The following is a 25993-nucleotide window of genomic DNA, read 5'->3' on the forward strand; positions in this document are numbered from 1 at the left end:
CACCGCGCAAGCGACCGGTTCCCGCCCACAAGCCCGATCTGACGCTTCCCCGATCTCTATTCCCGATTCCCGGAGAAAACCATGAAAGACCTTCTGAATCTGTTCAACCAGCAGCGACAGACCATCGACTTCGATGCGATCAAGATCGCGCTGGCTTCGCCCGACCTGATCCGTTCGTGGTCGTTCGGCGAAGTGAAGAAGCCGGAAACGATCAACTACCGCACGTTCAAGCCCGAGCGTGACGGCCTGTTCTGCGCCGCCATCTTCGGTCCGATCAAGGACTACGAGTGCCTGTGCGGCAAGTACAAGCGCATGAAGCACCGCGGCGTGGTGTGCGAGAAGTGCGGCACCGAGGTCACCCTGGCCAAGGTCCGTCGCGAGCGCATGGGCCACATCGACCTGGCCTCGCCGGTCGCGCACATCTGGTTCCTCAAGTCGCTGCCCTCGCGCATCGGCCTGATGCTGGACATGACCCTGCGTGACATCGAGCGCATCCTGTACTTCGAAGCGTACGTCGTCACCGAGCCGGGCCTGACCGCGCTCGAGCGCGGCAACCTGCTGACCGAAGAGCAGTTCCTGCAGGCGCGCCAGGAGCACGGCGACGACTTCGAGGCCGCCATGGGCGCCGAGGCCGTCTACGAGCTGCTGCGCACGATCGACCTGCAGTCGGAGATGGTCCAGCTGAAGGAAGAGATCTCCTCGACCAACAGCGAAACCAAGCTCAAGCGCCTCACCAAGCGCATCAAGCTGGTCGAAGCCTTCCTCGAGTCGGGCAACCGCCCGGAGTGGATGGTCATGACCGTGCTGCCGGTCCTGCCGCCGGACCTGCGTCCGCTGGTTCCGCTGGACGGCGGCCGCTTCGCGACCTCCGACCTCAACGACCTGTACCGCCGCGTCATCAACCGCAACAACCGCCTGCGTCGCCTGCTCGAACTCAATGCGCCCGACATCATCGTGCGCAACGAGAAGCGCATGCTGCAGGAGTCGGTTGACGCACTGATGGACAACGGCCGTCGCGGCCGTGCCATCACCGGCACCAACAAGCGCCCGCTCAAGTCGCTCGCCGACATGATCAAGGGCAAGCAGGGTCGCTTCCGCCAGAACCTGCTGGGCAAGCGCGTCGACTACTCGGGCCGTTCGGTCATCGTGGTCGGCCCGACGCTGCGCCTGCACGAGTGCGGCCTGCCGAAGAAGATGGCGCTCGAGCTGTTCAAGCCCTTCATCTTCGCCAAGCTGCAGCGCCGTGGCCTGGCCACCACCATCAAGGCCGCCAAGAAGCTCGTCGAGCGCGAAGAGGCCGAGGTGTGGGACATCCTCGAAGAGGTGATCCGCGAGCATCCGGTCCTGCTCAACCGCGCACCGACGCTGCACCGCCTGGGCATCCAGGCGTTCGAGCCGGTGCTGATCGAAGGCAAGGCGATCCAGCTGCACCCGCTGGTCTGCACCGCGTTCAACGCCGACTTCGACGGTGACCAGATGGCCGTCCACGTGCCGCTCTCGCTGGAAGCCCAGCTGGAAGCGCGTGCGCTGATGATGGCGTCCAACAACATCCTGTCGCCGGCCAACGGCGAGCCGATCATCGTGCCGTCGCAGGACGTCGTGCTGGGCCTGTACTACATGACCCGCGGCCTTGAGAACAAGGCAGGCGAGGGCATGGCGTTCGCCAACGTCGCCGAAGTCAAGCGCGCCTACGACAACCGCGTCGTGCAGCTGCACGCCAAGTGCAAGGTCCGCATCACCGAGACGGTGAAGAACGAGGACGGCACCAGCGAGCAGAAGACCTCGATCGTCGACACGACCGTGGGTCGCGCCCTGCTGCGCGAGATCCTGCCGGAGGGCCTGCCGTTCGCGCTGGCCAACGTCGAGCTGACCAAGAAGAACATCAGCCGACTGATCAACTCCTGCTACCGCATGCTCGGCCTGAAGGACACGGTCGTGTTCGCCGACAAGCTGATGTACACCGGCTTCGCCTACGCGACCCGCGCCGGCGTCTCGATCGGCATCGACGACATGCTGATCCCGGTCGAGAAGAAGGGCATCCTGGCCGAGGCGGAAGCCGAGGTCCTGGAAATCCAGGAGCAGTACCAGTCGGGCCTGGTCACCGCCGGCGAGCGCTACAACAAGGTCGTCGACATCTGGTCGCGCACGAACGAGCGCGTGGCCAAGGCGATGATGGACGCGATCGGCACCGAGAAGGTGCTCAACGCCAAGGGCGAGACCATCGACCAGAAGTCGATGAACTCGATCTACATCATGGCCGACTCCGGCGCCCGTGGTTCGCAGGCCCAGATCCGACAGCTCGCCGGTATGCGCGGCCTGATGGCCAAGCCGGACGGCTCGATCATCGAGACGCCCATCACCGCGAACTTCCGCGAAGGCCTGAACGTCCTCCAGTACTTCATCTCGACCCACGGTGCTCGTAAGGGCCTGGCCGATACCGCGCTGAAGACGGCGAACTCCGGTTACCTGACCCGTCGCCTCGTCGACGTGGCGCAGGACGTGGTGATCACCGAGGACGATTGCGGCACGCTGGAAGGCCTGACCATGACCCCGATCGTGGAAGGCGGCGACGTGGTCGAGCCGCTGCGCGACCGCGTGCTGGGTCGCGTCGTGGCCGAGGACGTGTTCCTGCCGGGCAACGACGAAGAGCCGATCGTCACCCGCAACACCCTGCTCGACGAGGGTTGGGTGCAGAAGCTCGACGACGCCAGCGTCCAGTCGATCAAGGTCCGTTCGACGATCACCTGCCGCAGCTCCTTCGGCGTGTGCTCGCACTGCTACGGTCGCGACCTCGGTCGCGGCCACCTGGTCAACCACGGCGAAGCGGTCGGCGTTGTCGCCGCGCAGTCGATCGGTGAGCCGGGTACGCAGCTGACCATGCGTACGTTCCACATCGGTGGTGCCGCTTCGCGTGCCGCCGCCATCGACAACGTCACGGTCAAGACCACCGGTACCATCAAGTTCAACAACCTCAAGCACGTCGACCACGCCGGCGGCCACCTGGTCGCGGTGTCGCGTTCGGGCGAGTTGTCGGTGCTCGACGGCCACGGCCGTGAGCGCGAGCGTTACAAGCTGCCGTACGGTGCCACCGTCAACGTCAAGGACGGCGCTGCGATCAAGGCCGGCCAGACCGTGGCCAGCTGGGATCCGCATAACCACCCGATCGTGTCGGAAGTCGCCGGTTTCGTTCGCTTCATCGACTTCGTCGATGGCGTGACCGTGATCGAGAAGACCGACGAACTGACCGGCCTGGCCTCGCGCGAGATCACCGATCCGAAGCGTCGCGGCTCGCAGGGCAAGGACCTGCGTCCGATCGTCCGCATCGTCGACAAGAACGGCAAGGACCTGTCGATCCCGGGTACCGACCTGCCGGCGCAGTACCTGCTGCCGCCGCGCTCGATCGTCAACCTGCAGGACGGCGCGCCGGTCGGCGTGGGCGACGTGGTCGCCAAGATCCCGCAGGAAGCGTCCAAGACCCGCGACATCACCGGCGGTCTGCCGCGCGTTGCCGACCTGTTCGAAGCGCGCAAGCCCAAGGACCCGGCGGTCCTGGCCGAGCGTTCGGGCATCGTCTCCTTCGGTAAGGACACCAAGGGCAAGCAGCGCCTGATCATCAAGGACACCGACGGCAACGAGCACGAAGAGCTGATCCCCAAGTACCGCCAGATCATCGTGTTCGAAGGCGAGCACGTGGAGAAGGGCGAGACCGTGGTGGACGGCGAGCCGAGCCCGCAGGACATCCTGCGCCTGCTCGGTGTCGAGCCGCTGGCCGTGTACCTGACCAAGGAAATCCAGGACGTCTACCGCCTGCAGGGCGTGAAGATCAACGACAAGCACATCGAGGTGATCGTTCGCCAGATGCTCCGCAAGGTCGAGATCACCGACCAGGGCGACAGCAAGTTCCTCAACGGCGAGCAGGTCGAGCGTCAGCGTCTCATCGAAGAGAACGCCCGCCTGGCCGGTCGCAACGAGATCCTTGCCGGCTACGAGCCGGTCCTGCTGGGCATCACCAAGGCCTCGCTGGCGACCGAGTCGTTCATCTCGGCGGCCTCCTTCCAGGAGACCACCCGCGTCCTGACCGAGGCGGCCGTCCGCGGCACCCGTGACGGTCTGCGCGGCCTGAAGGAGAACGTGATCGTCGGCCGCCTGATCCCGGCCGGTACCGGCCTGGCGTACCACACGCTGCGCCGCAAGAACGCGTCGGGCCTGACCGACTCGGAAATGGAAGCGCTGTCGGCCCCGGTCGCTTCGGCGATCGAGCCGGTCGCCGCGGAAGTGGCCGAGGTCGAAGGCGACTCGAGCGCCTCGTAAGCAGCAAAGAGGGGCAGGGCGGGTTTTCCCGCCCTGGTCCCGCCCCGGAATGGCTTGCCCCGGCTTGGCTTGGGCGGCCAACTCCGGTTACAATTACGGAAATACCGACAGCCCCCTCGTGGGGCCGTCCAGATCACGAAATGAGGATGCAGGATGCGCCTCGTGTTCGGCCCAGGATGGGCGGGATCGCAGTGAAGTTCCGACCTCGCAGGCTGCCTACGGCGGCCCGGGCGGAACACACGGTTTAGCTCGCGTTGACGGAAACGTCTGACGCGGGCTATACTTTTTCGTCTCGGTATGCCGGGTTGCCCCGGCGTGCCGTTCGTTTTTCCACGAAAGGCCAATCCAGGCCTTCTTCAAAGAGTTCCAGATGGCGACGATCAATCAGCTGGTCCGCAAGCCGCGGCAGGCGACCACCTACAAGAGTGCCTCGCCGGCGCTCGCGAACTGCCCGCAGCGTCGTGGCGTTTGCACCCGCGTGTACACCACGACCCCGAAGAAGCCGAACTCGGCTCTGCGCAAGGTCGCCAAGGTGCGCCTGACCAACGGCTACGAGGTCATCTCGTACATCGGCGGCGAAGGCCACAACCTTCAGGAGCACTCGGTCGTGCTGATCCGCGGCGGTCGCGTCAAGGACCTGCCGGGCGTGCGCTACCACACCGTGCGTGGCTCGCTCGATGCCGCCGGTGTCGCCAAGCGTCGCCAGAGCCGCTCCAAGTACGGCGCCAAGCGTCCGAAGTCCTAAGCCGGACGACCGTTCCGGTCTCCGTACAAGAATCACGAGAATAGGTACGCACCATGTCGCGTAAAGGTTCCACCCCTCAGCGTTCGGTCCTGCCGGACCCCAAGCACGGCAGCGAGACGATCGCCCGTTTCATCAACATGGTCATGCAGAGCGGCAAGAAGTCGGTCGCCGAGAAGATCGTCTACGGCGCGATGGATGTCATCAGCGAGAAGAACCCCAATGCCCTCGAGCTCGTCGAGAAGGCACTGGGCAACGTTTCGCCTGCGGTCGAAGTGAAGTCGCGTCGCGTCGGCGGTGCCACCTACCAGGTGCCGGTCGAAGTCCGTGCCTCGCGCCGCATGGCGCTGGCCATGCGCTGGCTGATCGAGTCGGCGCGCAAGCGCGGCGAGAACACCATGCCGCGCAAGCTGGCTGCCGAACTGATCGACGCCTCGGAAAGCCGCGGCGGCGCCATCAAGAAGCGCGAAGAAACCCACCGCATGGCGGAAGCGAACAAGGCGTTCGCCCACTACCGCTGGTGATCTGAGCCGGACGCCCCCATATAGGGGGTCGTCCCACTCAGCAGCACGACATGTGCTGCCGCGGCGGCGAGAAAGCCGCCATGCGAACCGGAGGCCGCCTTTGAGGCGGCGTCCGGCCATCTGGAATTCGAAAACTTACGAGAGGGTCCCGTGGCTCGCACCACTCCCATCGAGCGTTACCGCAACTTCGGCATCATGGCCCACATCGATGCCGGCAAGACCACCACGTCCGAACGCATCCTGTTCTACACCGGTGTCAGCCACAAGATCGGCGAAGTGCACGAAGGTGCCGCGACGATGGACTGGATGGAACAGGAGCAGGAGCGCGGCATCACCATCACGTCGGCCGCTACGACCGCGTTCTGGAAGGGCATGGACAAGTCCCTGCCTGAGCACCGCTTCAACATCATCGACACCCCTGGCCACGTCGACTTCACCATCGAAGTCGAGCGTTCGCTGCGCGTGCTCGACGGTGCGGTGTTCGTGCTGTGCGCCGTCGGTGGCGTGCAGCCGCAGTCCGAGACCGTGTGGCGCCAGGCCAACAAGTACTCCGTGCCGCGCATGGCCTTCGTCAACAAGATGGACCGTACCGGCGCCAACTTCGACAAGGTCGTCGAGCAGCTGCGTTCGCGCCTGGGCGCCTACGCCGTGCCGATGCAGGTGCCGATCGGCGCCGAAGACGGCTTCGAGGGCGTGGTCGACCTGCTCAAGATGAAGGCCATCCACTGGGATGTCGCCTCGCAGGGCACCGTGTTCGAGTACCGCGAGATCCCGGCAGACCTGCAGGCCAAGGCCGAGGCCGCGCGCAGCTTCATGATCGAAGCCGCCGCCGAAGCGTCCGAAGAGCTGATGGACAAGTATCTCAACGAAGGCGAGCTGAGCGAAGTGGAGATCGTTGCCGGTCTGCGCGAGCGCACCCTGCGCGTTGAGATCGTGCCTGTCTTCTGCGGTTCGGCCTTCAAGAACAAGGGCGTGCAGGCCATGCTCGACGGCGTGATCAACCTGCTGCCGTCGCCGGCCGACCGTCCGCCGGTCCAGGGCATCGACGAAGACGAGAAGGAAGACACCCGCAAGGCGCTCGACACCGAGCCGTTCTCCGCGCTTGCCTTCAAGATCATGACCGACCCGTTCGTCGGATCGCTGACCTTCTTCCGCGTCTACTCGGGCGTGCTCAACTCCGGCGACCAGGTGTACAACCCGGTCAAGTCGAAGAAGGAGCGCGTGGGCCGCATCCTGCAGATGCACGCCAACCAGCGTGACGAGATCAAGGAAGTCCGCGCCGGCGACATCGCCGCAGCCGTGGGCCTGAAGGACGTGACCACCGGCGACACGCTGTGCGCGCAGGACCACGTCATCACCCTCGAGCGCATGGTCTTCCCGGAGCCCGTCATCTCGATGGCGGTCGAACCCAAGACCAAGTCCGACCAGGAAAAGATGGGCATGGCCCTGGGCCGTCTGGCGCAGGAAGATCCCTCGTTCCGCGTTCGCACGGACGAAGAGTCGGGCCAGACCATCATCGCCGGCATGGGCGAGTTGCACCTGGACATCATCGTCGACCGCATGCGTCGCGAGTTCAATGTCGAGGCCAACGTCGGCAAGCCGCAGGTGGCGTACCGCGAGACCATCCGCAAGTCGGACGTCAAGTCGGACTACAAGCACGCCAAGCAGTCGGGCGGTAAGGGCCAGTACGGCCACGTCGTCATCGAGCTGTCGCCGATGAACGAAGCCGACCGCGCCAACGAGGATGTCGAGAACGATTTCCTGTTCGTCAACGACATCACCGGCGGCGTGATTCCGAAGGAGTTCATCCCGGCGGTCGAGAAGGGCCTGCGCGAGACGATCACCAGCGGTCCGCTGGCCGGCTTCCCGGTCGTGGGCGTGAAGGTCAAGCTCGTGTTCGGTTCCTACCACGACGTCGACTCGTCGGAAATGGCGTTCAAGCTCGCCTCGTCGATGGCGTTCAAGGAAGGCTTCCGCAAGGCCGATCCGGTCCTGCTCGAGCCGATGATGAAGGTCGAAGTCGTGACGCCGGAAGAGTATGTCGGCGACGTGATGGGCGACCTGAGCCGTCGTCGCGGCCTGCTCCAGGGCCAGGACGACACGCCGTCGGGCAAGACCATCAACGCGATGGTGCCGCTGGGTGAAATGTTCGGTTACGCCACCACGATCCGTTCGCTGACCCAGGGTCGCGCGACGTTCACGATGGAATTCGACCATTACGCCGAAGCCCCGAACAACATCGCCGATGCGGTGATGAAGAAGGGCGGTTAATTGAAGTCCCCGTGGCGCCGGCCCTCGCCGGCGCCTCGTTACCACAGAACAAGCAATAAACTTTAAAGAGAGACAATCATGGCCAAGGGTAAGTTTGAGCGCACCAAGCCGCACGTGAACGTGGGCACGATCGGTCACGTCGACCACGGCAAGACGACGCTGACGGCGGCACTGACGAAGGTGGGCGCGGAGCGTTTCGGTGGCGAGTTCAAGGCGTACGACGCGATCGACGCGGCGCCGGAAGAGAAGGCTCGCGGCATCACGATCTCGACCGCACACGTCGAGTACGAGAGCCCGAACCGCCACTACGCACACGTGGACTGCCCGGGCCACGCCGACTACGTGAAGAACATGATCACGGGTGCGGCGCAGATGGACGGCGCGATCCTGGTGTGCTCGGCCGCTGACGGCCCGATGCCGCAGACGCGCGAGCACATCCTGCTGTCGCGCCAGGTCGGCGTGCCGTACATCGTCGTGTTCCTGAACAAGGCCGACATGGTCGACGACGCCGAGCTGCTCGAGCTGGTCGAGATGGAAGTCCGTGAGCTGCTGTCGAAGTACGACTTCCCGGGCGACGACACCCCGATCATCCACGGTTCGGCCCGCCTGGCGCTGGAAGGCGACCAGTCGGAGATCGGCGTGCCGGCGATCCTGAAGCTGGTCGACGCGCTGGACACCTTCATCCCGGAACCGCAGCGTGACGTCGACAAGGCGTTCCTGATGCCGGTGGAAGACGTGTTCTCGATCTCGGGCCGCGGCACCGTGGTGACCGGCCGTATCGAGCGCGGCATCATCAAGGTCGGCGACGAAATCGAAATCGTCGGTATCCGTCCGACCCAGAAGACGACCGTCACCGGCGTCGAGATGTTCCGCAAGCTGCTCGACCAGGGCCAGGCAGGCGACAACGCCGGTCTGCTGCTGCGCGGCACCAAGCGTGACGACGTCGAGCGCGGCCAGGTGCTGTGCAAGCCGGGTTCGATCACCCCGCACACCGAGTTCGAAGCCGAGGTGTACGTGCTGTCGAAGGACGAGGGCGGCCGTCACACCCCGTTCTTCAAGGGCTACCGTCCGCAGTTCTACTTCCGCACGACCGACATCACCGGCGCAGTGACCCTGCCGGAAGGCGTCGAGATGGTCATGCCGGGCGACAACATCAAGATGGTCGTCTCGCTGATCAACCCGGTCGCGATGGACGAAGGCCTGCGCTTCGCAATCCGCGAAGGCGGCCGCACCGTCGGCGCCGGCGTCGTGGCGAAGATCATCAAGTAACGAATTGACCCGGGCGCGCGCAAGCGCGCCCGGTTTTGTCAGCTCGTCACCCCGGCGGAAGCCGGGGTCCAGGCTTGATGGGAGAGGGGGGCTGATGCCCCCTTTTCCCGGTGTCCCGGTTCGTGCTTGCACAGCCTGTGGATATCCGGTTAGAATGCACGACCACTGCGGACCTTCCTTCAAGAAGGCCCCGCAACCAGCGAAATGAGGTGCAGGACGCGCCTCGTATTCGCCAGACATGGACATGTCGCACGGCAACGCTCCGTACGTTCTGGGCCCTCGGGCTTCCAAGGAACGCTAAACGGGGCGCTTCGTGCGTTCTACTCCACCGTCTGGGCGGATCGGGAAACCGGTCTGCCTTGTTTTTTGAGGCAGGGAAGCTCCGGAGCGAGGGTGCAGCTCCGGGGTGTTTGCGTATTCCAGGGGTTCGGCACACCCAGAAGCCGGCCCGTCGCTCTTTTAACGTAAGGAATTCCGTCATGGCGGACCAAAAGATCCGAATCCGGCTCAAAGCGTACGATCATCGCCTGATCGACCGCTCGGCCAGCGAGATCGTCGAAACGGCCAAGCGGACCGGCGCGCAAGTGCGCGGCCCGATCCCGCTGCCGACCAAGATCGAGCGCTACACCATCCTCGTTTCGCCGCATGCCGACAAGGATGCGCGTGACCAGTACGAGACCCGCACGCACAAGCGCGTGCTGGACATCGTTGACCCCAACGACAAGACCGTGGACGCGCTGATGAAGCTCGAGCTCGCGGCTGGCGTTGACGTGCAGATCAAGCTGACCTGAGGCCACCACCATGACCGCGAAGAAATATTCGTTGGGCATCGTCGGTCGCAAGGCCGGCATGAGCCGCTTCTTCACTGAAGACGGCAAGTCGGTTCCCGTGACCCTCATCGAGGCCACCCCGAACCGGATCACCCAGATCAAGACCCAGGAAACCGACGGCTACAGCGCCGTGCAGGTGACTGTCGGTGTGCGCCGCGCTGCGCTCATCAACAAGCCCGAAGCCGGTCACCTCGCCAAGGCGAAGGTTGAAGCCGGTCGTGGCCTGTGGGAACTGCGTGTTGAAGACGACCAGATCAACGGTTTCGAAATCGGCGGCGAGATCAAGGCCGACATCTTCGAAGCCGGCCAGCTGGTCGACGTCCAGGGCGTCACCAAGGGCAAGGGCTTCCAGGGCACGATCAAGCGCTGGAACTTCACCATGGGCGACGCGACGCACGGTAACTCGCTGTCGCACCGCTCGCCGGGCTCCATCGGCCAGCGCCAGACGCCGGGCCGTGTGTTCCCGGGCAAGAAGATGGCCGGCCACATGGGCGCGGTTACCCAGAGCACGCAGCGCCTGGAAGTGGTCAAGGTCGACGCAGAGCGTGGCCTGATCGCGATCAAGGGTGCGGTGCCGGGCGCGCCGGGCGGCGACGTCATCGTGCGTCCCTCGAGCAAGGCATAAGGAGAGATGACGATGGAACTCGCCATCAATAACAGCACCAAGACGCTGTCGGTCTCCGACGCGATCTTCGGCCGCGAATTCAGCGAAGACCTGGTCCACCAGGTGGTCGTTGCCTACCGCAATGCCGGTCGTGCCGGTACCAAGGCGCAGAAGACCCGTTCGGAAGTCAACGGCACCACCAAGAAGTCGAAGAAGCAGAAGGGCGGCGGTGCGCGTCATGGCGCGCTGACGGCTCCGATCTTCGTCGGCGGCGGCGTGACCTTCGCGGCCAAGCCGCGCAGCTTCGCGCAGAAGGTCAACCGCAAGATGTACCGCGCCGCGATGGCCGCGATCCTGTCCGAGCTGAACCGCCAGGGCCGCATCATGGTCGTCGAGTCGTTCGACCTCGACGCTCCGAAGACGCAGGGCCTGATCGCCAAGCTCAAGGGCCTGGAAGTCGGCAAGCGTCCGCTGATCGTCACCGAGGATGCTTCCGAGAACCTGTACCTCTCGGCCCGCAACCTCCCGTACGTCGAAGTGCGTGACGTCCAGGGCCTGGATCCGGTCAGCCTCGTCGGCGCCGATTCGGTCGTGGTCACCGCCGACGCCGTCAAGAAGATCGAGGAGTGGCTGGCATGAACGAGGCCAAGCTCTACAACATCATCCGTGCGCCGCGCGTGTCCGAAAAGACCGCACGTCTGCAGGAAGTTTCCAACCAATACGTCTTCGAAGTCGCGACGGACGCTACCAAGGCCGACATCAAGGTCGCCGTGGAAAAGCTGTTCGAAGTCAAGGTCGAGGCAGTCAACGTGGTCAACGTGAAGGGCAAGAACAAGTCCTTCAAGTTCCGCAGTGGCAGCCGCGGCGACTGGCGCAAGGCGTACGTGACGCTGGCCGAAGGCCAGTCGATCGACGTGATGGCCAAGGCCTGAGGAAAGACCCATGGCATTGATGACTTTCAAGCCCACCTCCCCCGGCCGCCGCAGCGCGGTTCGCGTGGTGACCCCGGGCCTGCACAAGGGCGCGCCGCACGCGGCGCTCGTCGAGAAGCAGGGCAAGACCGGCGGTCGTAACCACCACGGCCGGATCACCACCCGCCACGTCGGCGGTGGTCACAAGCAGCATTACCGCATCATCGACTTCAAGCGCGACAAGGAAGGCATTCCGGCGCGCGTCGAGCGCATCGAATACGACCCGAACCGCACCGCTCACATCGCGCTGCTGTGCTACGTCGACGGTGAGCGCCGTTACATCATCGCCCCCAAGGGCCTGAAGGACGGTGACCAGGTGATCGCGGGCCGTGACGCCCCGATCAAGGTCGGCAACACGCTGCCGCTGACCAACATCCCGGTCGGTTCCACCGTGCATTGCATCGAGATGAAGCCGGGCAAGGGCGCCCAGCTGGCCCGCGCCGCAGGCGCTGGCGTGCAGCTGATCGCCCGCGAGCAGGGCTACGCCACGCTGCGTCTTCGCTCCGGCGAAATGCGCAAGGTGCCGGCCGAGTGCCGCGCCACCATCGGCGAAGTCGGCAACGACGAGCACAACCTCGAGAAGCTGGGCAAGGCTGGCGCCAAGCGCTGGCGCGGCGTCCGTCCGACCGTTCGCGGTGCGGCCATGAACCCGGTCGACCATCCGCACGGCGGTGGTGAGGCCAAGGCTGGTCAGGGCAACCCGCACCCGGTCACCCCGTGGGGTGTTCCGACCAAGGGTTACAAGACCCGCAAGAACAAGCGCACCCAGCAGTTCATCGTGCGCGATCGCAGGAGCTAATCGGCCATGGCACGTTCACTGAAGAAAGGCCCGTTCGTCGACCACCATCTGATCAAGAAGGTCGAGACCGCGGGTAACAACAAGAAGCCGATCAAGACCTGGTCGCGTCGTTCGATGATCCTGCCGGAGATGGTGGGTTTCACCATCGCCGTGCACAACGGCAAGAACCATATTCCGGTGCTCGTCAACGAGAACATGGTTGGCCACAAGCTTGGCGAGTTCGCCCTGACCCGTACCTTCAAGGGTCACGGCGGCGACAAGAAGTCGGGCAAGTAAGGAGATGACCATGGAAGCGAAAGCCATCCTGCGCACCGCGCGCATCTCCCCGCAGAAGGCCCGTCTGGTCGCTGACCAGGTTCGTGGTCTCTCGGCCGAGCGCGCCATCAACCTGCTGAAGTTCTCGGACAAGAAGGCTGCCCAGATGATCCGCAAGGTCGTCGAGTCCGCCATCGCCAATGCCGAGAACAACCAGGGCGCCGACATCGACGAGCTCAAGGTCAAGACCATCATGGTTGACGAAGGTCCCGCACTGAAGCGCTTCATGGCGCGTGCAAAGGGCCGCGGCACCCGCATCCTCAAGCGCACCAGCCACATCACTGTGGTTGTTGGCGCGGGCAAGTAAGGCGGAGTCAGACAATGGGTCATAAAGTACATCCGACTGGCATCCGCCTTGGCATCTCCAAGGATTGGAATTCCAAGTGGTTTGCCAACAAGAAGCAGTACGCCGAGTTCCTGGCGGCGGACCTGAAGGTCCGCGACCTGCTGCGCAAGAAGCTGGCCCAGGCCGGCATCTCCAAGATCTTCATCGAGCGTCCGGCGAATAACGCCCGCGTGACGATCCACACCGCCCGTCCGGGCGTGGTGATCGGCAAGCGTGGTGAGGACATCGAGAAGCTGCGCAAGGAAGTGAGCACGGTGATGGGCGTTCCGGCGCACATCAACGTGACCGAGGTCCGCAAGCCGGAACTCGACGCGCAGCTGGTCGCCGAGTCGATCGCCCAGCAGCTGGAGCGCCGCATCATGTTCCGTCGCGCGATGAAGCGCGCTGTCGGCAACGCGATGCGCCTGGGTGCCCTCGGCATCAAGGTCAACGTCGCCGGCCGTCTGAATGGCGCCGAGATCGCGCGTTCGGAGTGGTACCGCGAAGGTCGCGTTCCGCTTCACACGCTGCGTGCCGACATCGACTATGGCTTCGCTGAAGCCAAGACGACGTACGGCATCATCGGCATCAAGGTATGGGTCTACAAGGGCGAGATCTTCGATTTCTCCCAGGTCGGCCAGGAAAAGCAGGACGACTCGCCGCGCAGCGATCGCGGTGACCGTGGTGACCGCGGTGATCGCAGCGACCGTCCGGGCCGTTCGGCCCGCGAACAGAGGTAATCCGCCATGTTGCAACCCAAGCGAACCAAGTACCGCAAGGTACACAAGGGCCGCAATGAGGGCCTGAGCTGGAACGGCAATGCCGTCAGCTTCGGCGAATACGGCCTTAAGGCAACGGCGCACGGTCAGCTGACCGCGCGCCAGATCGAGGCAGCACGTCGTTCCATCAGCCGTTACGTCAAGCGTGGCGGCAAGATGTGGATCCGCGTGTTCCCCGACAAGCCGATCACCAAGAAGCCGATCGAAGTCCGAATGGGCTCCGGTAAGGGCAACGTCGAGTACTGGGTCGCACAGATCCAGCCTGGTCGCATGATTTACGAGATCGAAGGTGTTGCCGAGGACATTGCGCGTGAAGCGTTCCGTCTGGCCGCCGCCAAGCTCTCGGTGACCACCACTTTCGTTACCCGGACGGTGCGCTAATGGAACTCAAGCAACTTCGCGAGAAGTCGGCCGACGAACTGAAGGCCCACCTGGTCGAGCTGCACAAGGAGGGCTTCGCCCTCCGCATGCAGAAGGCCACTGGCCAGCTCGCCAAGACCCACGATGCACGCCGTGTGCGCCGCGAGATCGCTCGCGTCAACATGCTGCTCGGCGAGAAGAAGTAAGGACCCTGCAATGACCGACAACAATACAGACAAGGCGCTGCGCACGGTTGAAGGCCGGGTCGTCAGCAACAAGATGGACAAGACCGTCACCGTGCTCGTCGAGCGCCAGGTCAAGCACGCGCTGTACGGCAAGTACATCCGTCGCTCGACCAAGCTCCACGCCCATGACGCCGATAACGCCTGCAAGGAAGGCGATATCGTGCGAGTGAAGGAGATTGCTCCGATGTCCAAGACCAAGAACTGGAGCGTGGTTGAAATCGTCAGCCGCGCGGCCGAATAAGAGGAGGCTGAACCATGATCCAGATGCAAAGCTACCTCGACGTCGCCGACAATTCCGGTGCCAAGGAAGTGATGTGCATTAAGGTGCTCGGCGGCTCCAAGCGCCGTTACGCCGGCATCGGCGACATCATCAAGGTCACCGTGAAGGACGCGATCCCGCGTGGCAAGGTCAAGAAGGGCGACGTCTATGACGCCGTCGTGGTCCGCACCCGCAAGGGCGTTCGTCGCCCGGACGGTTCGCTGATCCGCTTCGACGGCAATGCCGCCGTGCTCCTGAACAACAAGCAGGAACCGATCGGTACCCGCATCTTCGGGCCTGTGACCCGCGAGCTGCGTACCGAGAAGTTCATGAAGATCGTCTCGCTCGCTCCTGAAGTGCTCTGAGCGGAGGAATTTATATGAACCGTATCCGCAAGGGCGATCAGGTGATCGTCACCGCCGGCAAGGACAAGGGCAAGAAGGGCGACGTTGTGCGCGTACTCGGCGAGAAGGTCGTCGTGTCGAACATCAACATCGTCAAGCGCCACACCAAGCCGAACCCGCAGGCTGGACAGCCTGGCGGCGTGGTCGAGCGCGAAGCGCCGATCCACATTTCCAACGTGATGCTTTTCAACCCTGCCACCGGCAAGGGCGAGCGCATCGGTTTCAAGGTGCTGGAGGATGGACGCAAACTGCGTGTGTTCCGCTCCAGCGGTGAGGCGGTTGACGCCTAAGGAATGCTGATATGACCACCCGGCTTGAAAAGTTCTACAAGGACGAAGTCGTCCCGTCGCTGACCAAGAAGTTCGGTTACAAGAACCCGATGGAAGTGCCGCGCCTTTCCAAGATCACGATCAACATGGGCGTCGGCGAAGCCGCGACCAACAAGAAGATCCTGGAAAACGCCGTTGCCGACCTGACCAAGATCGCTGGCCAGAAGCCGATCGTGACCAAGTCCCGCGTGTCGGTGGCTTCGTTCAAGATCCGCGACGGTTGGCCGATCGGTTGCAAGGTGACCCTGCGCCGCGCCCAGATGTTCGAGTTCCTGGACCGCCTGATCAACATCTCGCTGCCCCGCGTGCGTGACTTCCGCGGCGTGTCGGGTCGTTCGTTCGACGGCCGTGGCAACTACAACATGGGCGTGAAGGAACAGATCATCTTCCCGGAAATCGACTTCGACCAGGTCGACGCCCTGCGCGGCATGGACATCGCGATCACCACGACCGCGAAGACCGACGCCGAAGCCAAGGCACTGCTGGAAGCCTTCCGCTTCCCGTTCCGTAACTGATCCCATAGGACTGACACAATGGCTAAGACCTCCATGGTCAACCGCGAGATCAAGCGGGCCAAGCTTGCCAAGCAGCACGGCAGCAAGCGCGAAGCACTGAAGAAGATCATCTCCAGCCAGACGGCCTCGTACGAGGACAAGATGGATGCAGTGGTCAAGCTGCAGAAGCTGCCGCGTGACTCCTCGCCGAGCCGCCAGCGCACCCGTTGCGCGCTCTCGGGCCGTCCGCGTGGCGTCTACCGCAAGTTCGGCCTCGGCCGCAACATGCTGCGCAAGGCGACCATGAACGGCGACGTTCCGGGTCTGCGCAAGGCCAGCTGGTAACAAAACGCGCCGGCAAGTCTGCTAGACTTGCCGGCTCGCTCGTTCCAAGGCACTCCGGCCGGAAGGGCGGGGTGCCGGTCGTTTGGGGGATTCTCCCGATTCGATCTGTTTTGCCGCCCTCACGGGCATACAACTGAATTCGCAATCCCGCGGATATCGGTGCTACTCATAGGTAATTAATCATGAGCATGACTGATCCCATCGCCGACATGCTGGTCCGCATCAAGAATGCGGCCGCTGTTCGCAAGCAGACGGTGAAGATGCCGTCGTCCAACATCAAGGTGGCCATCGCCAAGGTGCTCAAGGACGAGGGTTACATCCTGGACTCGCGCGTGACCCCGGTCAGCGCTGGCAAGTCCGAACTCGAAATCTCGCTGAAGTACTACGAGGGCAAGCCGGTGATCGAGCGCCTTGAGCGCTTCTCCCGTTCGGGCCTGCGCCAGTACCGCGGCAAGTCGGAGCTGCCGAAGGTCCTGGGCGGCCTCGGCATCGCCATCATCTCCACCTCGAAGGGCATCATGACCGATGCGCAGGCGCGCCAGCAGGGCGTCGGCGGTGAAGTCCTGTGCTTCGTGGCCTAAGGGAGGAATAGACATGTCCCGAGTTGCCAAGAAGCCGGTTGCCCTCCCGAAGGGCGTCGAGCTGAACATCCAGGCTGAGTCGATCAGCGCCAAGGGCCCGAAGGGCACCCTGTCGGTCGCCAAGCCCGCCGCCATCACGGTCAAGGTTGAAGACGGCCACGCCGTGTTCTCGACCGAAGACGCTGCGCTGATCCCGCTGACCGGCACCCTGCGCGCCATCCTCGCCAACCTGGTGAAGGGCGTGTCGGAAGGCTTCGAGCGCAAGCTCGAGCTGGTCGGCGTCGGCTACCGTGCCACCATGCAGGGCAAGGACCTGAGCCTGGCGCTCGGTTTCTCGCACCCGGTCCTGTTCCCGGCGCCGGAAGGCATCACCATCGCCACCCCGACCCAGACCGAGATCGTGGTCCAGGGCGCGGACAAGCAGCGCGTCGGTGAAGTTGCGGCCAAGATCCGCGGCTTCCGTCCGCCGGAGCCGTACAAGGGCAAGGGCGTCAAGTACGCCGGCGAAGTCATCATCCGCAAGGAAGCCAAGAAGGCCTAATCGGTCCTTCAGCTTTCGGAGACATAGAAATGAACAAGAACATTGCTCGCCTGCGCCGCGCCAAGTCCACCCGTTCGCACATCCGCGAGCTCGGCGTGCCGCGCCTGACGGTGCTGCGCACCGGTCAGCACCTGTACGCCCAGGTCTTCACCGCCGACGGCTCCAAGGTCCTGGCTTCGGCTTCGACCGTCCAGGCCGACGTCAAGGAAGGCCTGAAGAACGGCAAGAACTCCGACGCCGCCATCAAGGTCGGTCGCGCGATCGCCGAGAAGGCCAAGGCTGCCGGTATCGAGAAGGTCGCATTCGACCGCTCGGGCTACCGCTACCACGGCCGCATCAAGGCGTTGGCCGATGCAGCTCGCGAAGGCGGCCTGCAGTTCTAAGCTTGAATGGGTGGGGCTTCGGCCCCACCCAGAACTTTCCCCGCCGACACGGGTCTGTGTCGGGCGCGGCTTCGGGTTTCCGGGCTGGCGAAACACCCGCTGTAAATCACAACCATAAGCGGCCACGCCGCAAATCCTTCAACTAACGAGTATTCGAAATGGCAGAAGAACAACGTGCACCGCGGGGTCGTGATCGCGACCGCAACCGCGAAGAAATCGACGATGGCATGATCGAGAAGCTGATCGCGGTCAACCGCGTCAGCAAGACCGTCAAGGGCGGTCGCCAGTTCACCTTCACCGCACTGACGGTGGTGGGCGACGGCAACGGCAAGGTCGGTTTCGGTTACGGCAAGGCACGCGAAGTGCCGGTCGCCATCCAGAAGTCGATGGAATATGCCCGCAAGAGCATGAGCAACGTCGACCTGAACAACGGCACCCTGTGGCACTCGGTCAAGGCCGGCCACGGCGCAGCCCGCGTGTTCATGCAGCCGGCTTCCGAAGGTACCGGCGTGATCGCCGGCGGCGCGATGCGCGCTGTCCTGGAAGCGGTGGGCGTGAAGAACGTGCTGGCCAAGGCCGTCGGTTCGCGTAACCCCATCAACCTCGTTCGCGCCACCCTCAAGGGCCTGGGCGACATGCACTCGCCGGCGAAGATTGCCGCCAAGCGTGGCAAGAAGGTGGAGGAACTGAACCATGGCTAAGAGTGAAGCCACCACCGGCGGCACCGTCACGGTGCGCCTGGTCAAGGGTCTGCGTGGTACCCAGTCGCGTCACCGCCTGTCGGTGCGTGCGCTGGGCCTGAACAAGCTCAACGATGTGCGTGTACTGAAGGACAGCCCGCAGGTTCGCGGTCTGATCAATCAGCTGCACTACCTCGTCAAGGTCGAGGAGTAATCGACATGCGTCTCAACACTCTGCAACCCGCTGAAGGCGCCCGCCAGGAGCGCACCCGCGTCGGCCGTGGTATCGGTTCGGGCCTGGGCAAGACCTGCGGCCGCGGCCACAAGGGCTCGTTCGCACGCTCCGGCAAGGGCAAGATCAAGGCTGGCTTCGAAGGCGGCCAGATGCCCATGCAGCGCCGCCTGCCCAAGATCGGCTTCCGTTCGAAGCTGCTCAAGGACACCGCCGAAGTGATGCTGTACCAGCTGGACAAGCTGGAAGCCGGCGAGATCGACTTCGCAGCGCTCAAGGCCGCCAAGCTGGTGCCCAGCACCGCCAAGCAGGCCAAGATCGTCAACAAGGGCGAGATCACCAAGAAGTTCGTACTCAAGGGCGTGGCCGCTACGGCCGGCGCCAAGGCCGCTATCGAAGCGGTCGGCGGCAAGGTCGGGGAGTAAGGACTAGATGGCGCGCAGCGGTAGCAATGCAGTTGCCGGTATCGGTGGCGGGCTCGGGAAGTTCACCGAGCTCCGTCAGCGCCTGCTGTTCGTCGTCGGTGCCCTGATTGTCTACCGCATCGGTTGCTACATCCCGGTGCCGGGCGTCAATCCGGAGGCGATGCTCCAGTTGATGGAGACCCAGAAGGGCACGATCGTGGACATGTTCAACATGTTCTCCGGTGGTGCCCTGCATCGCTTCAGCCTGTTCGCGCTCAATGTCATGCCGTACATTTCGGCATCGATCATCGTGCAGCTGCTGGTGCAGATCGTGCCCAGCCTGAAGGCCATCCAGAAGGAAGGCGAGTCGGGCCGTCGCAAGATCAACCAGTGGTCGCGCATGGGTGCGATCCCGCTGGCCGTGTTCCAGGCCTGGGGTATCGCCACGGCCTTGCAGGCCGGCGGCGCCAGCCAGGGCATCGCGGTGGTCTACAACCCGGGTCCGGGCTTCATCCTGACCGCGGTGATCGCGTTGACCGCCGGCACCATGTTCCTGATGTGGCTGGGTGAGCAGGTCACGGAGCGGGGTATCGGCAACGGCGTCTCGCTGATCATCTTCTCGGGCATCGTCGCGGGCCTGCCCGCCGCCGTCATCGGCATGTTCGAGCAGATCCGCAACGGCGACATGAGCGCCCTGGTCGCGATCGCGGTCGTGGCCATCGTCATCGGCTTCACCTACTTCGTGGTGTTCGTCGAGCGCGGCCAGCGCCGGATCACGGTCAACTACGCCCGCCGCAGCGGCGGTCGCAGCGCCTACCAGAACCAGTCCTCGTTCCTGCCCCTGAAGCTGAACATGTCGGGCGTGATCCCGGCCATCTTCGCCTCGAGCATCGTGATGTTCCCGGCGACGGCGGCGAACTGGTTCAGCCAGGGCAACACCGGTTCGACGCTCCACCGCGTCAGCCAGTGGCTGAACCCGGGCGAGCCGCTGCACATGATCCTGTATGCGGGCCTGATCGTCGGTTTTGCGTTCTTCTACACCGCGCTGGTGTTCAACTCGCAGGAAACGGCCGATAATCTCAAGAAGTCGGGTGCGTTGATCCCGGGCATCCGTCCCGGCAAGTCGACCGCCGACTATATTGACGGCGTGCTGACCCGCCTGACGGCGGCCGGCGCGATCTACCTGGTCCTCGTGTGCCTCCTCCCGGAGGTCATGCGTACCGAACTGGGCACCTCGTTCTACTTCGGCGGCACCTCGCTGCTGATCGTGGTCGTGGTTGTCATGGATTTCATCGCCCAGATCCAGGCTCATCTGATGTCGCATCAGTACGAGAGCCTGCTGAAGAAGGCGAACTTGAAGGGCGGCTCGCGCGGCGGTCTCGCGCGCGGGTGAATCCGGACCGTTCCGCGCGCCAGAGTAGCGCGCGGGGGTGGGGCAGGGCAGCTCACCGCCTGGTCCCATCCAGTCCAGATTCGTCGCCGGAGCATGGGCACACTCCCCATGCCGGGCTTTGCTGCGCCTTCGGGCGCGGTAGGGCTTCCTATTAACCCGAGACCTTAGTATACTTTCCAGTTCACTCCGCCGGGATTAATCCGTCCTGGCCGCCAATCAGTTGGAGATCGCGTTATGGCGCGTATTGCGGGCGTCAATCTGCCTGCCCAGAAGCATGTCTGGGTTGGGCTCCAGAGCATTTACGGCATCGGCCGTACCCGTTCCAAGAAGGTCTGTGTCTCGGCTGGCGTCACCGCCACCACCAAGATCCGTGACCTTTCCGAGCCGGAAGTCGAGCGCCTGCGCGCCGAAGTCGGCAAGTACGTTGTCGAGGGCGACCTGCGTCGCGAAATCGGCATCGCCATCAAGCGTCTGATGGACCTGGGCTGCTTCCGCGGCCTGCGTCACCGTCGCGGCCTGCCGCTTCGCGGCCAGCGCACCCGGACCAATGCACGTACCCGCAAGGGCCCGCGCAAGGCCATCAGGAAGTAAGGGACACAGACCATGGCTAAGCCGGCTGCTGCCAAAACCAAGAAGAAGATCAAGCGCGTCGTCACCGACGGCATCGCCCACGTCCACGCTTCTTTCAACAACACCATCATCACGATCACCGACCGCCAGGGCAACGCGCTCTCGTGGGCGACCTCGGGCGGCGCGGGTTTCCGCGGTTCCCGCAAGTCGACCCCGTTCGCCGCCCAGGTGGCTGCCGAAAAGGCAGGCCGTGCTGCGCTCGACTACGGCGTGAAGTCGCTGGAAGTGCGCATCAAGGGTCCGGGTCCGGGCCGTGAGTCCGCCGTTCGTTCGCTGAACAACGTCGGTTACAAGATCATGAACATCATCGACGTGACGCCTATCCCGCACAACGGGTGCCGTCCGCCGAAGAAGCGTCGCGTCTGAGGAGCTGAAGAAAAATGGCTCGTTATATTGGTCCCACCTGTAAGCTCGCTCGTCGCGAAGGCGCCGACCTCGGCTTGAAGTCGTCCGCTCGCGCACTTGATTCCAAGTGCAAGCTCGAGCAGAAGCCCGGCCAGCATGGCCCGACCGCCCGCAAGGGCAAGCTGTCCGATTACGCCACCCAGCTTCGCGAGAAGCAGAAGGTCAAGCGTATCTACGGTCTGCTGGAGCGTCAGTTCCGCAACTACTACAAGAAGGCCTCGACCAAGAAGGGCAACACGGGTGAAAACCTGCTGCAGCTCCTCGAGACCCGCCTGGACAACGTCGTTTACCGCATGGGTTTTGCGGTGACGCGTCCGGCCGCCCGCCAGCTGGTTTCGCACCGCGGCGTCACGGTCAACGGCAAGTCGGTCAACCTGCCTTCGTACCAGGTCAAGGCTGGCGACGCGATCGCGCTGGCCGAACGCGCCCAGAAGCAGCTCCGCGTGCAGGAATCCCTGACCGTGGCGCAGCAGATGGACCTCTCGCCGTCGTGGGTTGAAGTCGACAGCAAGAAGTTCGCGGGTGTGTTCAAGGCTGTTCCGGATCGTGCTGACCTGCCGCAAGACATCAATGAAGCGCTGATCGTCGAGCTGTACTCGAAGTAATCCAGGAGACGCCACAACATGACGGTTACCGCAAACCAGGTGCTGCGCCCGCGCGGCCCCCAGATCGAACGCCTTACGGGCAACCGTGCCAAGGTCGTGATCGAGCCGCTGGAGCGTGGCTATGGCCACACCCTCGGCAATGCGCTGCGCCGCGTGCTGCTGTCGTCGATCCCGGGCTTCGCAATCACGGAAGTCGAGATCGATGGCGTGCTGCACGAGTACACCACGGTCGAAGGCCTGCAGGAGGATGTCCTCGAGGTTCTGCTGAACCTCAAGGACGTCGCCATCCGCATGCACACCGGCGAGTCGGCGACCCTGTCGCTCGCCAAGCAGGGCCCCGGCATCGTCACCGCCGGTGACATCAAGACCGACCACAACGTCGAGATCCTCAACACCGAGCATGTGATCGCGCACCTGACCAAGGACACCGCGCTCAACATGCGTCTGAAGATCGAGCGTGGTTTCGGCTACCAGCCGGCCGCCGCTCGTCGTCGCCCGGACGAGGAAACCCGCGCCATTGGTCGCCTGATGCTGGACGCCAGCTTCTCGCCGGTCCGCCGCGTCGCGTATGCCGTTGAAGCGGCCCGCGTGGAGCAGCGCACCGACCTGGACAAGCTGGTCCTCGACATCGAGACCAACGGCACGATCGACGCCGAGGAAGCCGTCCGCACCGCGGCCGACATCCTCACCGACCAGCTGTCGGTGTTCGGCGACTTCACCCACCGCGATCGCGGTGCGGCGAAGCCGGCCACCAGCGGCATCGACCCGATCCTGCTGCGTCCGATCGATGACCTCGAGCTCACCGTGCGTTCGGCCAACTGCCTCAAGGCCGAGAGCATCTACTACGTCGGCGATCTGATCCAGAAGACCGAAGTGGAGCTGCTCAAGACGCCGAACCTCGGCAAGAAGTCGCTCACCGAGATCAAGGAAGTCCTCGCCCAGCGCGGCCTTTCGCTCGGCATGAAGCTGGAAAACTGGCCGCCCGCTGGCATCGCCCAGCACGGCATGATGGGCTGAGCGTAACGCTCGGTTCCAGACAGGCCGCACCTTCGGGTGCGGCCTGTGTTCTTGCAAGTAGTTTGCTTTGAAGAAGTGTGAACCGACGAGCCTGAAGGCTCGCGGCAAGCCGGCCACGGAGGGTCGGTTCGGGCCACCCGCAGTCCATTGTGTCAACGCCTGGATGGCGACAGCGAAGTTCAACGAATCAACATTCATCAGGAATCACGACCATGCGCCACCAGAAAGCCGGCCGTAAGTTCAGCCGCACCAGTGCACACCGCGATGCCATGTTCACCAACATGGCGGCCTCGCTGATCAAGCACGGCCTCATCCGCACCACCCTGCCCAAGGCCAAGGAGCTGCGTCGCGTTGCCGAGCCGCTCATCACCCTGGCCAAGGTTGATGGCGTTGCCAATCGCCGCCTTGCCTTCTCGCGCCTGCGCGACAAGGAAGCCGTCGGCACGCTGTTCACCACCCTGGGCCCGCGTTACCAGTCCCGTCCGGGCGGCTACCTGCGCATCCTCAAGTGCGGTTTCCGCGCTGGCGACAATGCGCCGATGGCCTACGTCGAGCTGGTCGACCGTCCGGAAGCCGCTGCGGAGTAATTCCCGCGCGCAAAGTGTTTAGCAGAACCCCGGCCTGGTGCCGGGGTTTTTGCTTTTGGGGGATACGTCCTCGGATTCCCGCCTTCGCGGGAATGACGATGTCTGGGCAGGGGAGTGCTGCGACGAGCGGTGTACTCGATACGCCAGGCCGACTGGTTGCGCAAAGGCATCGCCGTTAAGCTTGGCGGCATGACCAATGCCATCCTGCGCGGCTCGTTCCGCATCCAGTTCCTGATCGGTTTCCTCGCCTGCGCCGGCCTGTTGGGCTTCGCGTTCTACCTCCAGCTCCACGACGGTCTCGAGCCGTGCCCGCTGTGCATCTTCCAGCGCGTGGCGTTCTTCGCGATGGGGCTGGTGTTCCTGCTCGGTGCGTTGCATGCGCCCAAGGGTGCCGGCGGTCGTCGTGGCTACGGTGTCGCGGCGCTGCTGGCGGCGCTGGCCGGCATCGCGGTCGCCGGCAACCACGTTCGCCTGCAGCACCTGCCGCCGGACCAGGTGCCGTCGTGCGGTCCGGGCCTGGACTACATGCTCGATGCGATGCCGATCACCGGCGTGATCCGCAAGGTGATGACCGGCTCGGGCGAGTGCGCCAATGTCGACTGGACGTTCCTCGGCCTGTCGATGCCGACCTGGAGCCTGGTCTGGTTCGTGCTGCTGGCGATCTGGGCCGGCTACGCGGCGTTCCGTCGCAGGTAGGCCTTTGGCGCGGCGTTCCGCCGCCGCGAGTCCACTGTTGCCGCTGTAACGGTTGCAGGGCGCCTGACTAGCGCCCATAGTGGTTCGCCGCATTGCAGCATTCCGTGTCATGCCCAGCCCCGATCGCAACCTCCGTGCCGTGAACCTGCCCGCCGACTGGAATCCGCAGTCGTGGCGCAACCGTACTGCGATGCAGTTGCCGCAGTATCCGGACGCGGCCGCACTGGAGTCGGCGCTGGCCGAACTGCGCGACCTGCCGCCGCTGGTGACGTCGTGGGAGATCCTCTCGCTCAAGCAGCAGCTGGCCGAGGCACAGGAAGGCAAGCGCTTCCTGCTGCAGGGTGGTGATTGCGCCGAGAGTTTCTCTGCCTGCAACTCCGGCGTGATTTCCAACCGCCTCAAGGTGCTGCTGCAGATGAGCCTGGTGCTCGTCCACGGCATGCGCAAGCCGGTGGTGCGCGTGGGCCGTTTCGCCGGCCAGTACGCCAAGCCGCGTTCGACCGACACCGAGACGATCGGTGAAGTGACGCTGCCGAGCTACCGCGGCGACATGGTCAACGCTCCGGAATTCACCGCCGCCGCGCGCGCGCCCGATCCGCGCCGGATGATCAAGGCGCATGCACGTTCGGCGATGACGATGAATTTCGTCCGCGCCCTGATCGACGGCGGTTTCGCCGACCTGCACCACCCCGAATACTGGAACCTCAGCTGGGTCGGCCATTCCGAGCTCGCCGAGGAATACCGGCGCATGGTCACCGCGATCGGCGATGCGGTGCGCTTCATGGAGACGCTGTCGGGCTCGGAGGTGCACAACCTCAACCGCGTCGACTTCTACACGTCGCACGAAGCGTTGCTGCTGCCGTACGAAGAGTCGCTGACGCGGCAGGTGCCGCGCCACTGGGGCTGGTTCAACCTCAGCACGCACTACCCGTGGATCGGCATGCGCACCGCTGCGGTGGATGGCGCCCACGCCGAATACTTCCGCGGCATCCGCAACCCGATCGCGCTGAAGGTCGGTCCGTCGGTGACGCCGGACCAGCTGCTGCGCACGATCGACCTGCTCAACCCCGAAGACGAGCCGGGCCGCCTGACGTTCATCCATCGCATGGGTGCCAGCGGCATCGCCGAGAAGCTGCCGCCGCTGCTGGATGCGGTGCGCCGCGACGGTCGTCGCGTGCTGTGGGTGTGCGATCCGATGCACGGCAACACCGAGAGCACCAGCAACGGTTACAAGACGCGTCGCTTCCGCAACATCCGCAGCGAGCTGGAGCAGTCGTTCGAGTTGCACGCCGCGGCCGGCACGCGCCTGGGTGGCGTGCACCTGGAGCTCACCGGCGAGGATGTCACCGAGTGCCTGGGTGGCGCGCGCGAGCTGACCGAGAGCGATCTGGAGCGGGCGTACCTGTCGACGGTGGATCCGCGCCTGAACTACGAGCAGGCGCTGGAGATCGCGATGCTGATCGTGCGCAAGCAGGCGCAGATCGCGGCGCCGGCGTAAGGGCAGGGGCGAAGGCCCTCACCGTCATCCCGACGTACGCCGGGATCCAGGCCGGCAGCCTGTCAGTTTTGTCACCGTCATCCCGGCGAAAGCCGGGATCCATTTGCCCTTTCCGCTTGCGAAGCGTGCGACGTCCATGGATTCCCGCCTTCGCGGGAATGACGG

Annotated in this window: 34 protein-coding genes; all 34 read left to right on the forward strand. The window is 64.2% G+C overall.

All coding sequences use genetic code 11. The features are described 5' to 3' along the window. Window positions 1–81: 81 nt before the first annotated feature. Entirely contained in the window at window positions 82–4311 is a 4230-nt protein-coding gene (gene rpoC / locus ACFOPO_RS02080; protein ID WP_386700384.1) for a DNA-directed RNA polymerase subunit beta', read from the forward strand. 370 nt (window positions 4312–4681) lie between these two features. Beyond that, on the forward strand, window positions 4682–5056 hold the full coding sequence (gene rpsL / locus ACFOPO_RS02085; protein WP_036115437.1) for a 30S ribosomal protein S12: 375 nt from the start codon (window positions 4682–4684) through the stop codon (window positions 5054–5056). 53 nt (window positions 5057–5109) lie between these two features. Then, window positions 5110–5577: a 30S ribosomal protein S7 gene (rpsG, locus tag ACFOPO_RS02090; protein ID WP_200606512.1), complete on the forward strand. Its 468-nt coding sequence runs from the start codon at window positions 5110–5112 to the stop codon at window positions 5575–5577. Window positions 5578–5727: 150 nt separating this feature from the next. Further along, window positions 5728–7848, forward strand: coding sequence for an elongation factor G (gene fusA, locus ACFOPO_RS02095; RefSeq protein ID WP_386700387.1), 2121 nt, complete (start codon window positions 5728–5730; stop codon window positions 7846–7848). Between the two features lie 78 nt (window positions 7849–7926). Further along, a complete protein-coding gene (gene tuf, locus ACFOPO_RS02100) occupies window positions 7927–9117 on the forward strand; it encodes an elongation factor Tu (protein ID WP_200606508.1) in 1191 nt (396 codons plus the stop codon). Between the two features lie 479 nt (window positions 9118–9596). Then, the gene (gene rpsJ / locus ACFOPO_RS02105; RefSeq protein WP_014161383.1) at window positions 9597–9908 is read left to right on the forward strand and encodes a 30S ribosomal protein S10; all 312 of its coding nucleotides are present in this window, start codon (window positions 9597–9599) and stop codon (window positions 9906–9908) included. Window positions 9909–9918: 10 nt separating this feature from the next. Continuing rightward, the gene (rplC, locus tag ACFOPO_RS02110) at window positions 9919–10572 is read left to right on the forward strand and encodes a 50S ribosomal protein L3 (RefSeq protein ID WP_200606506.1); all 654 of its coding nucleotides are present in this window, start codon (window positions 9919–9921) and stop codon (window positions 10570–10572) included. 12 nt (window positions 10573–10584) lie between these two features. Further along, entirely contained in the window at window positions 10585–11190 is a 606-nt protein-coding gene (gene rplD, locus ACFOPO_RS02115) for a 50S ribosomal protein L4 (RefSeq protein ID WP_386700390.1), read from the forward strand. Beyond that, on the forward strand, window positions 11187–11483 hold the full coding sequence (gene rplW / locus ACFOPO_RS02120) for a 50S ribosomal protein L23 (RefSeq protein WP_158733593.1): 297 nt from the start codon (window positions 11187–11189) through the stop codon (window positions 11481–11483). The genes rplD and rplW overlap by 4 nt, the downstream gene beginning before the upstream one ends. Before the next feature lie 10 nt (window positions 11484–11493). Next, entirely contained in the window at window positions 11494–12321 is an 828-nt protein-coding gene (gene rplB, locus ACFOPO_RS02125; RefSeq protein ID WP_200606503.1) for a 50S ribosomal protein L2, read from the forward strand. A 6-nt stretch (window positions 12322–12327) separates the two neighbouring features. After that, the gene (gene rpsS, locus ACFOPO_RS02130) at window positions 12328–12597 is read left to right on the forward strand and encodes a 30S ribosomal protein S19 (RefSeq protein WP_200606502.1); all 270 of its coding nucleotides are present in this window, start codon (window positions 12328–12330) and stop codon (window positions 12595–12597) included. 10 nt (window positions 12598–12607) lie between these two features. Next, complete coding sequence (gene rplV, locus ACFOPO_RS02135) at window positions 12608–12943, forward strand: 50S ribosomal protein L22 (RefSeq protein WP_158733590.1); 336 nt, start codon at window positions 12608–12610, stop codon at window positions 12941–12943. Between the two features lie 14 nt (window positions 12944–12957). Continuing rightward, on the forward strand, window positions 12958–13701 hold the full coding sequence (gene rpsC / locus ACFOPO_RS02140) for a 30S ribosomal protein S3 (RefSeq protein ID WP_200606501.1): 744 nt from the start codon (window positions 12958–12960) through the stop codon (window positions 13699–13701). A gap of 6 nt (window positions 13702–13707) precedes the next feature. Continuing rightward, window positions 13708–14121 (forward strand): 50S ribosomal protein L16, encoded by a 414-nt coding sequence (gene rplP / locus ACFOPO_RS02145; RefSeq protein ID WP_386700394.1) that lies wholly within the window; start codon window positions 13708–13710, stop codon window positions 14119–14121. Continuing rightward, the gene (rpmC, locus tag ACFOPO_RS02150) at window positions 14121–14306 is read left to right on the forward strand and encodes a 50S ribosomal protein L29 (RefSeq protein WP_057948548.1); all 186 of its coding nucleotides are present in this window, start codon (window positions 14121–14123) and stop codon (window positions 14304–14306) included. Before rplP ends, rpmC begins: the two co-directional genes overlap by 1 nt. A 10-nt stretch (window positions 14307–14316) precedes the next feature. Continuing rightward, on the forward strand, window positions 14317–14586 hold the full coding sequence (gene rpsQ / locus ACFOPO_RS02155) for a 30S ribosomal protein S17 (protein WP_158733587.1): 270 nt from the start codon (window positions 14317–14319) through the stop codon (window positions 14584–14586). Window positions 14587–14600: 14 nt separating this feature from the next. Next, entirely contained in the window at window positions 14601–14969 is a 369-nt protein-coding gene (gene rplN / locus ACFOPO_RS02160) for a 50S ribosomal protein L14 (protein ID WP_056136003.1), read from the forward strand. A gap of 14 nt (window positions 14970–14983) precedes the next feature. Next, a complete protein-coding gene (rplX, locus tag ACFOPO_RS02165; protein ID WP_158733586.1) occupies window positions 14984–15298 on the forward strand; it encodes a 50S ribosomal protein L24 in 315 nt (104 codons plus the stop codon). Window positions 15299–15309: 11 nt separating this feature from the next. Further along, complete coding sequence (gene rplE / locus ACFOPO_RS02170) at window positions 15310–15852, forward strand: 50S ribosomal protein L5 (protein WP_200606500.1); 543 nt, start codon at window positions 15310–15312, stop codon at window positions 15850–15852. 18 nt (window positions 15853–15870) lie between these two features. Continuing rightward, on the forward strand, window positions 15871–16176 hold the full coding sequence (gene rpsN / locus ACFOPO_RS02175; protein WP_241918680.1) for a 30S ribosomal protein S14: 306 nt from the start codon (window positions 15871–15873) through the stop codon (window positions 16174–16176). Between the two features lie 182 nt (window positions 16177–16358). Next, complete coding sequence (gene rpsH / locus ACFOPO_RS02180; RefSeq protein ID WP_386700399.1) at window positions 16359–16757, forward strand: 30S ribosomal protein S8; 399 nt, start codon at window positions 16359–16361, stop codon at window positions 16755–16757. A gap of 13 nt (window positions 16758–16770) precedes the next feature. After that, entirely contained in the window at window positions 16771–17298 is a 528-nt protein-coding gene (rplF, locus tag ACFOPO_RS02185; RefSeq protein ID WP_386700401.1) for a 50S ribosomal protein L6, read from the forward strand. 23 nt (window positions 17299–17321) lie between these two features. After that, window positions 17322–17681 carry a 50S ribosomal protein L18 gene (gene rplR / locus ACFOPO_RS02190; RefSeq protein WP_200608413.1) on the forward strand — a complete coding sequence of 120 codons (360 nt, stop codon included), beginning with the start codon at window positions 17322–17324 and terminating at the stop codon, window positions 17679–17681. Between the two features lie 158 nt (window positions 17682–17839). After that, window positions 17840–18382: a 30S ribosomal protein S5 gene (gene rpsE, locus ACFOPO_RS02195; protein WP_137835399.1), complete on the forward strand. Its 543-nt coding sequence runs from the start codon at window positions 17840–17842 to the stop codon at window positions 18380–18382. Further along, a complete protein-coding gene (gene rpmD, locus ACFOPO_RS02200) occupies window positions 18375–18575 on the forward strand; it encodes a 50S ribosomal protein L30 (protein WP_386700403.1) in 201 nt (66 codons plus the stop codon). Before rpsE ends, rpmD begins: the two co-directional genes overlap by 8 nt. Then, window positions 18575–19018, forward strand: a complete 444-nt coding sequence (gene rplO, locus ACFOPO_RS02205; protein WP_386701245.1) for a 50S ribosomal protein L15 — start codon at window positions 18575–18577, stop codon at window positions 19016–19018. Before rpmD ends, rplO begins: the two co-directional genes overlap by 1 nt. A 7-nt stretch (window positions 19019–19025) precedes the next feature. After that, the gene (gene secY, locus ACFOPO_RS02210; RefSeq protein ID WP_386700405.1) at window positions 19026–20390 is read left to right on the forward strand and encodes a preprotein translocase subunit SecY; all 1365 of its coding nucleotides are present in this window, start codon (window positions 19026–19028) and stop codon (window positions 20388–20390) included. Window positions 20391–20624: 234 nt separating this feature from the next. After that, window positions 20625–20981 (forward strand): 30S ribosomal protein S13, encoded by a 357-nt coding sequence (gene rpsM, locus ACFOPO_RS02215; RefSeq protein WP_200606494.1) that lies wholly within the window; start codon window positions 20625–20627, stop codon window positions 20979–20981. A gap of 12 nt (window positions 20982–20993) precedes the next feature. Beyond that, window positions 20994–21386 carry a 30S ribosomal protein S11 gene (gene rpsK, locus ACFOPO_RS02220; protein ID WP_055902370.1) on the forward strand — a complete coding sequence of 131 codons (393 nt, stop codon included), beginning with the start codon at window positions 20994–20996 and terminating at the stop codon, window positions 21384–21386. 14 nt (window positions 21387–21400) lie between these two features. Beyond that, window positions 21401–22030 (forward strand): 30S ribosomal protein S4, encoded by a 630-nt coding sequence (rpsD, locus tag ACFOPO_RS02225; protein ID WP_200606492.1) that lies wholly within the window; start codon window positions 21401–21403, stop codon window positions 22028–22030. Between the two features lie 18 nt (window positions 22031–22048). Next, window positions 22049–23047, forward strand: coding sequence for a DNA-directed RNA polymerase subunit alpha (locus ACFOPO_RS02230; protein ID WP_158733575.1), 999 nt, complete (start codon window positions 22049–22051; stop codon window positions 23045–23047). Window positions 23048–23259: 212 nt separating this feature from the next. After that, window positions 23260–23634: a 50S ribosomal protein L17 gene (rplQ, locus tag ACFOPO_RS02235; RefSeq protein WP_200606488.1), complete on the forward strand. Its 375-nt coding sequence runs from the start codon at window positions 23260–23262 to the stop codon at window positions 23632–23634. Between the two features lie 189 nt (window positions 23635–23823). Next, window positions 23824–24330, forward strand: a complete 507-nt coding sequence (locus ACFOPO_RS02240; RefSeq protein ID WP_386700409.1) for a disulfide bond formation protein B — start codon at window positions 23824–23826, stop codon at window positions 24328–24330. A gap of 109 nt (window positions 24331–24439) precedes the next feature. Then, window positions 24440–25828, forward strand: a complete 1389-nt coding sequence (locus tag ACFOPO_RS02245; RefSeq protein ID WP_386700411.1) for a class II 3-deoxy-7-phosphoheptulonate synthase — start codon at window positions 24440–24442, stop codon at window positions 25826–25828. The last annotated feature ends 165 nt before the right edge of the window (window positions 25829–25993 follow it).

It is taken from the genome of Lysobacter sp. GCM10012299, assembly GCF_042649405.1.
Taxonomy (GTDB): domain Bacteria; phylum Pseudomonadota; class Gammaproteobacteria; order Xanthomonadales; family Xanthomonadaceae; genus Lysobacter_J.